Source organism: Lysobacter sp. A286, from assembly GCF_054052105.1.
In genome coordinates, this window is sequence record NZ_JBSVRJ010000001.1 from 2,124,544 (window position 1) to 2,138,616 (window position 14,073).

Sequence of the window (14,073 nt, forward strand, 5' to 3'; positions counted from 1 at the left end):
ACCCCCGACGCTTCTTCCGGCAGGCTCCCGTACTCCGTTCGTCGACACTGGCGTTCGGGGACGAGGCTTTCATGCGTTACCGGCGCCGTCGTCGTGATGGCGATCCTGGCCCGACTCGAGTTCGGTGCAGGCCTCACCCGGGAATTGCCCCTGGGTTTCGCCAGTGCGTTGTTCGGCGCCAGCCTGGCCGTCCTGGCCATCCAGCGCGGCTGGCTCCCGACCTCGAGCGGGCGTCACTCGATCGAAGCTCGCCTGAGGCAACAGCGCGAGGAACTGCGGGCGCTGGCCCGACGCATCATCACCTTGCAAGAAGACGAGCGCAGCACGTTGTCGCGCGAGCTGCACGATGATATTGGCCAGGACATCACCGCCATCAAGCTGAGCGTGATGGCGCTGGAAGATGAAGACAGTTCGCAGCGCGCCGCAACCATTGCCGAAATCGGCAACATCGCCGATTCAACCGTGATCAAGTTGCGGAACATCTCGTTGCTGTTGCGCCCCCCACAACTGGACGCGCTGGGGCTGGAGTCGGCGTTGCGCTGGCAGGCCAGCGCGTTGATTCGCCCCGGCGGTCCACGACTGGAGCTGGCGCTGGAGCCATTGCCTCGGCGCCCGGATCCAGCGGTGGAGGTCGCCTGCTTCCGGGTCGCACAGGAAGCGCTGACCAATGCCTTGCGGCACTCAGGCGCCAGTGCGGTAAGCCTGACGCTGGTATGCGACGGTCATTCGCTGTTGCTCACCATCCATGATAACGGCTGCGGCTTCGATCGCGCGCGAACTCGCGGACTGGGAATGATCACGATGCGTGAACGGGCGCAACAACTGGATGGCACGTTGCAGATCGACACCCAGGCCGGACTCGGCACCCGCCTATCCGCACGCTTTCCCATGCACCGGTCGACCGCGATTTAACTGCCCTGCAAACGCCGCCACGCCGCCAGCAACACGGCAGTGGCGGCCGCGACGTTGAGGCTTTCCACCGCACCGCTGCCGGGAATCGACAGGCGCAGGTCACAGGTGCTGGCGAACGGGCGATCCATCCCGGCGCTCTCCGCACCGAGGACATACACCAGGCGCTGCGGCAGCGCGGTGGCAAACAGGTCGTCACCGCCGTCGACGACGGTCGCGGCAACGGTGAAGCCTGCCTCACGCAGCTGGGTGAGCGCATCGGTACTACCCGGCAAACGCACCATCGATACCGATTCGGCACCGCCTTCGGCGACCCGGGCGGCCGCGCCCGACAACGCCAATGACGAATCCTCGGGAAACAGCACCGCTTCCGCGCCGAAGTGCGCGCACGAGCGCAGGATCGCGCCCAGGTTGTGCGGATTGCCGACGCCATCGAGCCAGATCGCGCACTGCGGACCGGCGGCCAGCCTGGCCAGCCAGTCAGCCAGTGGCTCCGGCTCGGCACGCAGGACGTCAGCGATCACGCCTTCGTGGTGGGAGCTGGCAGCCAGCTTGCGCAGGTCGTCCTCTTCCACCACCCGATAGCCGATGCGGTTGGCGGAGCACCACTTCAGCAACGGCTGCAGCACCGGGATACGCGACTGGGCCAGGTACACCTTGCGGATCGCCTCGGGACGCCGCTGGAACGCGGCACGGACCGCATTCAGGCCATACAGGCGCAACTCGCGGCCTTGCTTGTCGGACGCGTGCTTGTCAAAGACAGGCTTGCCGGACGCCGCGGCATCCGCATCGGCCGCTGCCGGCGCGTCGACTCGCCGCGGTGATTCGGACGACTGGACCCCTGATGGCGCACCACGTCGGCTACCACGCGCCGCACCGCGCGCCCAGGGATCAACGCTCATCTGGACGCTCCGGCGCCTGGCGTGGATCGCCATCACGCTCGTCGGTCTCCACGACTTCCAGACCATCGATGCGACGCTCCCAGAACCGTGCGTTGCGGATTCCCAGGGCCCGCGGGTCGAAGCTGTGTTCTGCGACGCCGAGTTTCTTCTGCGCCTCGTAGTCGCGCAATGCGGCCAGCGCGGGTTTCTGCAGGATCAGGATCGCGACCAGGTTGAGCCATGCCATCAGCCCCACGCCGATATCACCCAGCGTCCAGGCCATACCCGAACTGCGTACCGCGCCGAAGGTGACCGCCGCCAGCAACACGATCCGCAGCAGGAAGATCAGCCACGGACGATGCACCTTGCGGTTGATGTAGGCGATGTTGGTCTCGGCCATGTAGTAGTAGGCAACGATGGTGGTGAAGGCGAAGAACAGCAACGCCAGTGCGACGAAGCCGGCGCCGTAGCCGGGCAGGATCACTTCCACCGCGTTCTGCGCGAACGCAGGTCCCGCCACCACCCCGGGCAGGCCCTCCACCAGCATCGCGCCGCTCTTGCCAACCACGTTGTACATGCCGGTGGACAGGATCATGAATGCGGTCGCGGAGCAAACCAGCAAGGTATCCACGTACACCGAAAATGCCTGCACGTAACCCTGCTGCGCCGGATGGGTGACCTCGGCGGCGGCGGCGGCGTGGGGGCCGGTGCCCTGGCCGGCCTCGTTGGAATAGATGCCGCGCTTGACCCCCCACTCGATCGCCAGCCCGATCATGGCGCCGAATCCGGCCTGCATGCCGAACGCGCTCTTGAAGATCAACGCGAACATCGGGCCGATCTGTTCGGCGTTGAGGAACATGATCACCAGCGCGACCAGGATGTACGCCAACGCCATGAACGGCACCACGACCTCGGCAAAGCGCGCGATCCGCTTGACGCCGCCGAAGATGATGAAGCCCAGCGCCACCACTACGAACGCGGCGGTGACCTCCGGCGGGATGTCCCAGGCGGTGGTCATGCTCTCGGCGATTCCGTTGGCCTGCACACCCGGCAGCAGGAAGCCGGTCGCAATGATGGTGACCGCAGCAAACAACCATGCGTACCACTTCTGTCCCATCGCTTTTTCGATGTAATAAGCCGGGCCGCCGCGGTACTTGCCCTCGCTGTCTTTCTCTTTGTAGATCTGCGCAAGGGTGGATTCGACATACGCGGTCGACGCACCCAGGAACGCCATCACCCACATCCAGAACACCGCACCCGGGCCGCCGAAGGCAATCGCGGTGGCGACGCCGGCGATGTTGCCGATGCCGACCCGGCCCGACAACGACATGGCCAAAGCCTGGAACGACGACACGCCGGCGACAGAGCTCTTGTTGTTCAACATCAGCCGGATCATTTCCGGAAAGCCGCGGATTTGCATGAAGCGGGTGCGGAACGAGAAATACAGGCCGGCACCCAGGCACAGGGCGATCAGCGCCTTGCTCCACAGGATGGCGTTGAGTGCGTTGACGAAGTCTTCCACGTGTCGGTATCCCTTGGCCGTGAGTGCGCCGGAACCCGCCGACGACAAGAGTGGCACCTTAACCGGAATTCATCCTGGCGAAAAACCCCGGCAGTCACGGGCGGACATGACGCGGGGTTGCCGGGGGTGTCACTCAGGCGTGGCCACCGACTTCCGGAGTCTCCGCTTCCAGCCGCTCCAGCTCACGTGATACCGCGTGCGGGGAACGGGTGTACTTCGCCAGCAATACATAGAACGCCGGCACCACGAACAGTGACAACAACGTCGACAGCGATACGCCGAAGATGATCACCACGCCGATGGTGGCCCGACTGGCCGAGCCGGGTCCACCGGCCAGCACCAATGGCAGCGCACCCACCGCGGTAGAAATCGAGGTCATCAGGATCGGTCGCAGCCGCACTCCGGCCGACTCGATGATCGCCTGCTGGATGCTGCGACCCTCGTCACGCAACTGGTTGGCGAACTCCACGATCAGGATGCCGTTCTTCGCCGCCAGCCCGATCAGCATCACGATGCCGATCTGGCTGAACAGGTTGAGTGTGCCCCCGGTCGCAGCCAGGCCGACCAGTGCCCCGAGCACCGCCAACGGGACCGTCAACATGATCACGAACGGATGGATGAAGCTCTCGAATTGCGCCGCCAACACCAGGTAGACCACCAGCAGCGCCAATGCAAAAGTGAGCACCACCGCGCTGCCCGCCTTCTGGTACTCGCGGGACTCACCCTTCCAGTCAACCTGCGCGTACTCGGGCAACTCGGTGCTGACCACGCCTTGCAGGAATTCCAGCGCCTCGCCCATCGTGTAACCCGGCGCCAGGCCAGCGGTAATGGTGATCGCGCGCATGCGGTTGAAGCGGTTGAGGCTGCCCGCCTCGGCCAACTCGCTCAGCGTGACCAGATTGGACAGCGGTACCAGCTCGCCGCTGGTCCCGCGCACCTGGATCGCCGACAGGTCCGCCGGTGAAGCCCGGCCTTCACGCCCGGCCTGCACGATCACGTCGTACTCCTCACCGTCCTGGACGAAGGTCGTGACCCGGCGACTGCCCATCATGGTCTCCAGCGCATGACCGATATCGGTAACACTCACGCCCAGGTCGGCGGCACGTTGGCGGTCGATCTGCACCCGCATCTGGGGCCGGGTTTCCTTGTAGTCCGAGTCCACCGAGAACAACCCCGGGTTGGCCTCCATGCGCTCCATCATGATGTCGCGCCATTTGGCGATCTCGACATACTCCGGGCCACCCAGCACGATCTGGATCGGTTGCCCACGGCTGCCCACCAGACCGCCACCTACGCGTGGTTGCGCGCGCACGCCGGTCAGCTGGTCCAGGTCGGCCCGCAACGATTCGGCGACTTCAGCCGTGCTCAGCTCGCGTTGGTTCCAGTCCTGCAGGAACACGATCACGTTGCCGGTATGCATTTCCTCGGTGGCACCCCAGCCACCCGGTGCCCGGGTGTTGTAGCGACGGATCGCTTTGTCTTCGCCGGTATGGGCGGCCATGATTTCCTCGACCTGCTCGATCTGCTTGACCGTGTAGTCGAAACCCGCACCTTCCGGGCCGGTGATGGAGACGAAGAAGGACCCGCGATCCTCGGCCGGAGCCAGTTCCGAAGGCACCACCTGGATCAAGCCGTAACTCAGCACCAGCGCACCGGCCATCAGTACCGCCACCAGCCAGCGCTTGCCGAGGTGACGTCCCAGCCAGCCTTGGTAGCCGCCGCTCACCTGGACCAGCTTGCGGTTGATCCAGCGGTGCAGCCGGTTGGATTTCTCCTGGTCATGGGGACGCACCAGCAGCGACGACATCATCGGCGTCAGGGTCAATGCGACAAATGCCGACAGCGCCACCGCGCCGGCCAATGCGACCGACAACTCGCGAAACAGTCGCCCGATATTGCCCTCCATGAAACCGACCGGCAGGAATACCGCCACCAGCACGGTGGTGGTGGCGATCACCGCGAACCTGACCTGCTGCGTGCCACGCACTGCGGCGACGAGTTTTGGCTCACCAAGGTCGGCGCGCCGCTGGATGTTTTCCAGCACCACGATCGCGTCGTCCACCACCAGTCCGATCGACAACACCAGCGCGAGCAGGGTCAACAAGTTGATCGAGTAGCCAAACAGGTACAACGGAATGAAGGCCGCCACCAGGCACACCGGCACGGTCACCGCCGGGATCAGCGCCGCGCGGAAACTGCCCAGGAACAGCCAGATCACCAGCAGTACGAGTGCCATGGCCTCTATCAGCGTCCAGTACACGCGCTTGATCGACTCATCGATGAAGACGGTGTCGTCGTAGGCGACAAAAATGTTCATCCCTTCCGGCAACGTCTTCTGGATCTCCACCGCCTCGGCCTTGGCCGCGCGGGTGACGTCCAGCGCGTTGGCCGTGGAGGTCTTGACGATGCCCAGGCCAATGTTCGGCTGGCCGTTGCTCTTGTAATAGGCGCGGCGCTCGGCCGAGGCGAGCTCGACCTTGGCGACATCACCAATGCGCACCACGTAGCCGCCTTCACCTTGCTTGATCGGGATCTGGGCGAAGTCGGCGGGGTCCTCGTACTGCCGGGCCACACGCAGGGTGAAGTCGCGATTCTCGGACTCGATCCGGCCGGCCGGAAGCTCCACGTTCTCGGCCCGCAGCGCCGTTTCAACGTCGCGCGCGGTGACCCCGCGCGCGGCCATCGCGGCACTGTCCACCCAGATCCGCATCGCATAACGCTGACGTCCGCCGATCCGGACCTGGGCCACGCCGTCGAGGCTGGACAGGCGGTCGGCGATGTAGCGGTCGGCGTAATCCGACAGCTGCAGCGTATCCATGCCGGTCGCGCTCATGTTGAGCCAGATGACCGTGTCCGAATCGCTATCGGCCTTCTCCACCTCGGGTGCATCGGCTTCGTCGGGCAGCCGGTCCGCGATACCACTGATGGCGTCGCGCACGTCGTTCGCCGCCGCCTCGATGTCACGCTCCAGGGTGAACTCCAGGGTCACCGCCGAGCGTCCGTTGACGCTGCGGGACTGGATCATCTCCACGCCCTCGATGCCCGACAACGCGTCCTCGAGCACCTGGGTAACCCGGGTCTCGACCACGGCCGCCGAAGCGCCCGGGTAATTGACATCAACCGAGACTATCGGTGGATCGATCGCAGGCAGCTCGCGCAGGGTCAGCCGCGAGAACGCCATGATCCCCAGCACCATCAACAGCAGGCTCATCACGGTGGCAAACACCGGCCGGCGGATGCACAGCTCGGAAAGGTTCATGCGCCCGATGCCACCTTGTCTGCGGCAGGCTCGACGGTGATCGCCGACCCGTCACGCAGCTTGCCGGTGCCATCGATGACGATCCTGTCACCGCGATCCAGGCCATTGACGACTTCCGCCATGCCCTTGCCACGGCTGCCGATCACCACGTCAGCGCGCTCCACCGTGTCGTCAGCGCGAACGCGGTAAACAAATGAGCTGTTGCCGACCTGCACGATGGCAATCTCCGGCACCAGCAACGCTTGGCGTTCGGGCCGGATCAAGGTGACCTCCATCAGCATGCCCGGAATCAACTTGCGCTGGTCATTGGCAAACTCGCCACGCACCACCACCGACCGGGTCACCGGATCAATCCGCGAATCCACGATGCTGACAGTCCCGGTGAACGCCTGTGCCGGCCACGACGCGCTATCGGCGGTCAGGTCCTGGCCGACCGCCAGATGGGCCAGTGCGGTCTCCGGCACCGGGAAGTCGACATAGACCCGTTCAGTATCGTCAAGGGTCGCGATCGGGGTACCCGGCGTGACCAGCGTGCCCGGACTGACCTGACGCAGGCCCAGGGTGCCCGCGAATGGCGCCCGGATCACGCGGTCCGACAGCTGCGCCTGGATTTGCGCCACCCGCGCATTGGCGGCATCGCGAGTCGCCCGCTGGGTGTCCAGCGCCGAACGGGCGATCAGCTGTTGCTTGTCCAGCCCGGCCAAGCGGTCGTACAGGCGGCCGGCTTCGTTGGCGCTGGCTTGTGCCTCGTTCAGCGCAGCCCGTTGCTGTCGACCGCTCAAGGTCACCAGCGGCGCCCCGGCCTTGACCTGATCGCCACTGTCGAAATGGACTTCCTCCACCGTCTCGCTGACCTTCGCGGTAATGATCACCGATTCACGCGCCTTGACCGTTCCCAACGCCCGCAGGGTGTCGTTCCAGGGCTGCAGCTGGATCGCTTGTGTCGTTACCGGGGTTGCGTCTGCCGACACCGCCTGGGCTGACTCCTGGCTACAGGCCGTCAGCGCCAAGGCAATCAAAATCGCGCAGGCTGCGCGTGGTCGGGTGGGGATTCGCATGCTGTATCCAGGTCGCTCGGAAAAACGGATGGGGGGTTGCAACCACAATTCCGGTGAGTCTAGCCGGAGCCATGTAGCGTCCGCGTGGGCCATAGGTTGGCCGACCCACAACCGGGACCGTCACGGCGTGACATGGAACCCTGTGTTTTGCTGCAGCTACCGACACTACCGCCGGGCCGTGACATTCTTGCCCTCGCCCCCGGAAACGAGCCCATCCCATGATCTACGACAGCATTCTCGAGACTATCGGCCGCACCCCCGTGGTGCGCCTGCACCGCATCGCCCCCGCCGGTGTCACGCTGTACGCCAAGGTGGAGTCCTTCAACCCCGGCGGTTCAGTCAAGGACCGGCTGGCGCTGGGAATCATCCTGGACGCCGAATCGCGCGGACTGATCAAGCCCGGCGATACCGTGGTGGAGGCCACCTCGGGCAACACCGGGGTGGCACTGGCGATGGTCTGCGCGGCGCGCGGGTACAAGTTTGTCGCAGTGATGACCGAGACCTTCTCGATCGAGCGCCGAAAGTTGATGCGCGCCTACGGCGCCAAGGTGATCCTGACCACCGCCGCCGAGCGCGGCACCGGCATGGTCCGCAAAGCGCAGGAGCTGGCGACCGAGCACGGCTGGTTCCTCGCCGATCAGTTCGCCAATCCGGCCAATCCCGCCTACCACCGCCAAACCACCGCAGCGGAGATCCTGCAGGATTTCGCCGGCCGTCGACTCGACTGCTTCGTTTCAGGATGGGGCACCGGTGGCACATTGACCGGCGTTGGCGAGGTGCTCAAGGTCGCCCGTCCCGACGTCCGTATCGTCGGGGCCGAACCCGCCGTTGCCTCGATGCTCGCCGGCCAACCCTGGCAGCCGCACAAGATCCAGGGCTGGACACCTGATTTCGTGCCCGAGGTGCTGAACGCCGAGGTGGTGGACACCCTGGTCCCGGTCGATGACGTAGTGGCGCGCGACATCGCCCGCCGATTGGCTCGCGAGGAAGGCATCTTCGTCGGCGTCTCCGCGGGCGCCACCGTCGCCGCCGCGCTGGAAGTGGCAGGGACCGCCGACGAAGGCGCGGTGATCCTGGCGATGCTGCCCGATACCGGCGAGCGCTATCTCAGCACCTTCCTGCTGGAAGACGTCAACGAAGGCTCCGACGACGACTGGCTGGCCGGATTGCCGTGAGGGCTCCGGTGCGGTGATTGCGCCTTTGGGTTCCGGTGCATTAGGCCGCAGGCCGTAATACGCCGAATGCCAAATCGCGATACAACCAACGCAATGCAACGCAACGCAAAACGCCGGCATGGAGCCGGCGTTCTGCGTTAACCCAATATCGACCGGGCGAAGATGAATCCGGTCAAGCCAGCTTCCACTCGCCTCGCGCGGCCAGGCCGTTGTCGCGGGCACGGGCGAACACCATCTCCTGCGCCTTGCCGATGTTGCCAACCAGATCCTTGGACCAGATTTCCAGCGCCGCGGCCTGCATCGCGCGGCCGTAGGAGAACGACAGCGGCCACGGGTTCGGGCCGGCCAGGTTCATGGCGTTCAAGTGCGCGGTGGCGTCCTGGTCGGACTGCCCGCCGGAAAGGAACACGATGCCCGGCAGGATCGCCGGCACGGTCGACTTCAGGCACTGCAAGGTGGCCGCGGCGACTTCCTCTACCGATGCCTTCTCGCCGCTCTTCGAGCCCGGCAGCACCATCGACGCCTTCAGGATGGTGCCTTCCAGCATCACGTTGTGCTCGTACAGCGAGCCGAACAACGAACGCAAGGTGATCTCGGAAACCTCGAAGCAGGTGTCGATGTCGTGGTTGCCGTCCATGATCACTTCCGGCTCGACCATCGGCACCAGGCCCTGCTCCTGGCATAGCGCGGCGTAACGCGCCAAGGCATGCGAGTTGGCCTCGATGCAGGTACCCGACGGGCCGTCTTCACTGATGTTGATCACCGCGCGCCACTTGGCGAAACGCGCGCCCAGCTTGTAGTACTCCTCAAGGCGCGCACGCAGGCCGTCCAGCCCTTCGGTCACCACGTCGCCCGGGAAACCGGCCAGGGCGTGAGTCCCCTTGTCGACCTTGATGCCGGGGATGATGCCGTTGTCGGCCATCAGCTTGGTGAACGGCACGCCGCCCTTGGTCGACTGGCGGATGGTCTCATCAAACAGGATCGCGCCGGAAATGTGCTCACCGAGGTTCGGCGTGCTCAGCAGCATCTCGCGGTAAGCACGCCGGTTTTCCTCGGTGCACTCGATGCCCACGCCATCGAAACGCTTCTTGATGGTGCCGGTGGACTCGTCGATCGCGATGATGCCCTTGCCCGGGGCAACCATCGCCTTGGCGGTTTCGGCAAGCTGTTCGATGCTCATGGATTTCCTGCGAAAGGTGGCTGAATAGCCTTCTAGTATAGCTGGCAGCTCGGGCAAAGGCCATTGCGAAACAGTGGCTTACCGTTCATCACAGCTCGTCCGGACCTTCCGCCTTGCCACCTTCTCCGACTTGCAGCAGGCGCAGGGTGTTGGTCGCGCCACGGTGCTCCATGTGGTCGCCGCTGGTGAAGATCACCCGTTCGCCCATGGCCAGTTGGTCGGCGGCGAACAGTTGGCTGATGGCGCTGCGGACGGCGTCCTGGGTGTCCAGCCCTCGGCTGTCGAAGCTGAGCGGGATGACACTGCGCATCAGCGCCATCTTTCGACGTGTACCGGGATGGCGGGACAGGCCGAAGATCGGCACCGGCGCACGAAACCGGGACAGGAAGCGCGCGGTGCCGCCCGACTCGGTCATTGCCACGATGGCACGCACGCCGATGTGCTCGGACACGAACATCGCCGCCATCGCGATCGCCTGGTCGGCGCGCTGCAGGTTGCGAGGCGCGGCCTCGAAATCGGTGTCGTGGTCGAACTGGCGTTCCGCGCCCAGGCAGATCCGCACCAGCGCCTCGACCGACTTGACCGGGTAGCGCCCGGCGGCAGACTCGGCCGACAGCATCACCGCGTCGGTGCCGTCGATCACTGCGTTGGCGACATCGAGCACCTCGGCCCGGGTCGGAATCGGGCTTTCGACCATCGACTGCAGCATCTGGGTGGCGGTGATGACCACCCGGTTGCGGGCCAACGATTCACGGATGATTTTCTTCTGCAGGCCGGGCAGCTCCGCATCGCCAATCTCCACGCCGAGGTCGCCGCGGGCCACCATCACCACGTCGCTGGCGTCGATGATCTCGCCCAGGTTCTCGATCGCCTCGGCACGCTCGATCTTCGACACCAGCGCGGCGTCGCTGCCCGCGGCGCGCGCGATCCGGCGGGCGTCGTGCATGTCGGCGGCGGTGCGGCAGAACGACACCGCGATGAAGTCGGCGCCAAGCTGCGCGGCGACCTTGATCAGTTCTTCGTCGTGCTCGGTCAGCGCGCCCAGCGACAGCCCGCCGCCCTGCTTGTTCAGCCCCTTGCGATCCGACAGGTCACCGTCGTTGAGCACACGGGTGATGATGCGCTGGCCGTCCACCGCCTCCACCCGCAGCTGCATCATGCCGTCGTCGAGCAGCAGTACGTCGCCCGCAGCGACATCGCCGGGCAAACCGAGATAGCTGACGCCGACTTCGGACTGCGTGCCCGGCGCCGCATCGGCGCTGGCCAGCAGATCGAAGCGGTCCCCGGCACTGAGGCGCACCTTGCCCTCGGCGAAGCGGTCGATGCGGATCTTCGGCCCCGGCAGGTCGGCCAGGATGCCAATCTCGCGGCCGACCTTGTGCCCGGCCGCGCGCACCGCCTCGGCCCGTGCGACATGCGATGCCGGGTCGCCGTGGGAAAAATTCAACCGCACCACATCGACACCGGCGGCGATGATCGCCTCCAGCACGCCAGGCGCGTCGGTCGCCGGGCCAAGGGTGGCAAGGATCTTGGTGCGTCGCAGCAGCGCGGCCATCGGCAAACTTCCATGCAAGGGATCGATCAGATCACGCTAGCACGTCTTCACGTCCGTCCTGCCCGATACAAACCACTGCCGGCCCGCCCCTCGGATGGCCCGGCAGGCAACCCGAGAACCCGCGATTCGCAGGTGGATCAACCCGCCAGCAGACCCGGCAACTGCGCCGGTGCGGCGGCCAGCACCTGGGCACCGGCGGCACGCAACTCCGCCTCCCCGCCAAACCCCCACAACACGCCGATGTTGCGCATGCCGTGATGGCGCGCACCGTCGATATCCATGTGGCGGTCGCCGATCATCCAGCATTGTGACGGAATCAGCTGCAGCCGCTGCAATGCCTCGGCGATCAGCTCGGGCTTGTCGCTGCGGCTGCCGTCGATGGTGGCGCCGATCACATCGTCGAAACGATGGCCGAACGGCAGGTGGTCGACGATCTTGCGCGCATGCGGCTCGTTCTTCGCGGTAACCACCGCGAGCCGATGGCCGTCGGCATGCAGCGACTCGATGACCTCGCCAATCCCGTCATAGAGGTCGTGCTCGGCCCAGCCGTGGGTCTCGAAACGCTCGCGGTAATGCTCCACCGCACGCTCGACATCGGCGGGATCATCGAACAGCGGGCCGAAGCTGGTACGCAGCGACGGCCCGATCCAGCGTCGTAGCTCCGACTGCGGCGGCACCGCAACGTCCATCTGCGTCAACGCGTGCGCCACGCAGCGGGTGATGCCGACCGCCGAGTCGATCAGCGTGCCGTCCATATCGAAAAACAGGGTGGGTTTCATCGGTGCTCACCCGCGTGCCTTGAGTGCCGTCACCGCCGGCAGTTCCTTGCCTTCCAGGAACTCCAGGAACGCGCCGCCGCCGGTGGAGATGTAGCTGACCCGGTCGGCGATGCCGTACTTGTCGACCGCAGCCAGGGTGTCGCCACCACCGGCAATCGAGAACGCGTCGCTGTCGGCAATCGCACGCGCCAGCACCTCGGTGCCCTTGCCGAACGCATCGAGCTCGAACACACCGACCGGGCCGTTCCAGACCACCGTGCCGGCACTCTTGATCATTGCCGCATAACGCGCCGCAGTTTCCGGGCCGATGTCCAGGATCATGTCGTCGGCGCCGACCGCATCGACCGCCTTCACCGTCGCCGGCGCGTCGGCTGCGAATGCCGGTGCGACGACCACGTCGGTCGGCACCGGGATATCGGCGCCGCGAGCTTTCGCATCAGTCATGATCTGCTTCGCGGTGTCGACCAGATCCATCTCCACCAGCGACTTGCCCACGCCATGGCCCATCGCAGCGATAAAGGTGTTGGCGATGCCGCCGCCGACGATCAGCTGGTCGACCTTGCCGACCAGCGAGGACAGCAATTCAAGTTTGGTGCTGACCTTGGAGCCGGCAACGATCACCAGCAACGGCCGCGCGGGCTGGTCGAGCGCCTTGCCCAACGCGTCCAACTCGGCCATCAGCAGCGGGCCGCCAGCCGCGACCGGCGCGTGCCGGATGACGCCGTGGGTGGACGCCTGCGCGCGGTGCGAGGTCCCGAACGCGTCCATCACGAACACATCGCAGAGCGCGGCATATCGCTTCGACAAGGCCTCGTCATCGGCCTTCTCGCCGACGTTCATGCGGCAGTTCTCCAGCAACACCAACTGGCCGGGCGCGACATCGACACCGTCGACCCAGTCCTTGACCAGCGGCACCTCGACGCCGAGCAGCTCGGACAGCCGACTGGCGACCGGCGCCAGCGAATCGGCTTCGCTCCACGCGCCTTCGGTCGGCCGCCCGAGGTGCGACATCACCACCACCGCCGCGCCCTTTTCCAGTGCCAGTCGCAGGGTCGGCAGCGCCGCCGTGATGCGCTGCCCGGAAGTGATGCGGGCCGGCTGGCCGGCGACATGCTCGATCGGCACGTTCAGGTCTTCGCGGATCAATACGCGTTTGCCGGAAAGGTCGAGGTCGGTCATGCGGAGAATGGTCATGGGTGCTTCCGTAGTCATGCGGGTGAGCCTGGACCTTCACCAGGCGGGACTGGCCATTGTCCCGTTCGTGGACAAGCCGGGCAAACCTTGCGTGGTTGACGAGGACGCAGCCATTCTGCGACACCGGGCATTTCCCACATATTGTGTTGACTAAAAATTAAAACACGATATGTTGTGCCCGTCGGTGCCGATCCTCGCGATCGGCTGAAAAGGGAAGCCGGTGTGAATCCGGCGCTGCCCCGCAGCGGTAAATGGAAACGAAAGCCGTCTTGGCACTGGGGCAACACGCCCTGGGAAGCGACGGCCAGTAGGAAAGACAGGCACTGCCTGCCCACGTCCAGAGCCCGAAGACCTGCCGACAACCGCGTGATGCACACCGCGCGGTGACCGGCCAGGGAGTCTTCGGGGGAAGACGGTCGGTGTCGCAGCACCCTGCCTCGGGCAGGTGGCAGGGCGTCCTCCGATGCCCGGCGACACCTTCCTTTTCCGACCCGAAAATTCCACCGCCCGCGGGGGCGTGGCCGTGCCGTCGACAGCGCGCTTTGCGCGTGCCGGCGGTGC

Annotated in this window: 10 protein-coding genes and 1 riboswitch; of the genes, 2 read left to right on the forward strand and 8 right to left on the reverse strand. The window is 65.6% G+C overall.

Going from position 1 to position 14,073, the window contains the following annotated elements:
• Nucleotides 1-96: 96 nt before the first annotated feature.
• A complete protein-coding gene (locus tag ACW7G0_RS09870) occupies nt 97-912 on the forward strand; it encodes a sensor histidine kinase (RefSeq protein ID WP_456989347.1) in 816 nt (271 codons plus the stop codon).
• Here ACW7G0_RS09870 and ACW7G0_RS09875 read toward each other — a convergent pair.
• The 4 genes from ACW7G0_RS09875 to ACW7G0_RS09890 form a co-directional block, all read right to left on the reverse strand.
• Nucleotides 909-1,811: a TrmH family RNA methyltransferase gene (locus ACW7G0_RS09875; RefSeq protein WP_456989348.1), complete on the reverse strand. Its 903-nt coding sequence runs from the start codon at nt 1,809-1,811 to the stop codon at nt 909-911. The two genes, ACW7G0_RS09870 and ACW7G0_RS09875, sit on opposite strands and share 4 nt — an antisense overlap.
• On the reverse strand, nt 1,801-3,312 hold the full coding sequence (locus ACW7G0_RS09880) for an alanine/glycine:cation symporter family protein (protein ID WP_456989349.1): 1,512 nt from the start codon (nt 3,310-3,312) through the stop codon (nt 1,801-1,803). The genes ACW7G0_RS09875 and ACW7G0_RS09880 overlap by 11 nt, the downstream gene beginning before the upstream one ends.
• Before the next feature lie 133 nt (nt 3,313-3,445).
• Nucleotides 3,446-6,571, reverse strand: coding sequence for an efflux RND transporter permease subunit (locus ACW7G0_RS09885; RefSeq protein WP_456989350.1), 3,126 nt, complete (start codon nt 6,569-6,571; stop codon nt 3,446-3,448).
• Nucleotides 6,568-7,629, reverse strand: coding sequence for an efflux RND transporter periplasmic adaptor subunit (locus tag ACW7G0_RS09890; protein ID WP_456989351.1), 1,062 nt, complete (start codon nt 7,627-7,629; stop codon nt 6,568-6,570). The genes ACW7G0_RS09885 and ACW7G0_RS09890 overlap by 4 nt, the downstream gene beginning before the upstream one ends.
• A gap of 218 nt (nt 7,630-7,847) precedes the next feature.
• Here ACW7G0_RS09890 and cysK point away from each other — a divergent pair, with 218 nt between their 5' ends.
• Nucleotides 7,848-8,804: a cysteine synthase A gene (cysK, locus tag ACW7G0_RS09895; RefSeq protein WP_456989352.1), complete on the forward strand. Its 957-nt coding sequence runs from the start codon at nt 7,848-7,850 to the stop codon at nt 8,802-8,804.
• Between the two features lie 172 nt (nt 8,805-8,976).
• Here cysK and ACW7G0_RS09900 read toward each other — a convergent pair whose 3' ends face one another.
• The 4 genes from ACW7G0_RS09900 to ACW7G0_RS09915 all read right to left on the reverse strand — a co-directional run bounded on the left by ACW7G0_RS09900 (nt 8,977) and on the right by ACW7G0_RS09915 (nt 13,512).
• Entirely contained in the window at nt 8,977-9,984 is a 1,008-nt protein-coding gene (locus ACW7G0_RS09900; RefSeq protein WP_456960772.1) for a class I fructose-bisphosphate aldolase, read from the reverse strand.
• Between the two features lie 88 nt (nt 9,985-10,072).
• Entirely contained in the window at nt 10,073-11,539 is a 1,467-nt protein-coding gene (pyk, locus tag ACW7G0_RS09905) for a pyruvate kinase (RefSeq protein ID WP_456989353.1), read from the reverse strand.
• 137 nt (nt 11,540-11,676) lie between these two features.
• Entirely contained in the window at nt 11,677-12,318 is a 642-nt protein-coding gene (locus tag ACW7G0_RS09910; protein WP_456989354.1) for an HAD hydrolase-like protein, read from the reverse strand.
• A gap of 6 nt (nt 12,319-12,324) precedes the next feature.
• Nucleotides 12,325-13,512 carry a phosphoglycerate kinase gene (locus ACW7G0_RS09915; RefSeq protein ID WP_456989355.1) on the reverse strand — a complete coding sequence of 396 codons (1,188 nt, stop codon included), beginning with the start codon at nt 13,510-13,512 and terminating at the stop codon, nt 12,325-12,327.
• Between the two features lie 165 nt (nt 13,513-13,677).
• Nucleotides 13,678-13,886, forward strand: a riboswitch (cobalamin riboswitch).
• Nucleotides 13,887-14,073 lie beyond the last annotated feature (187 nt).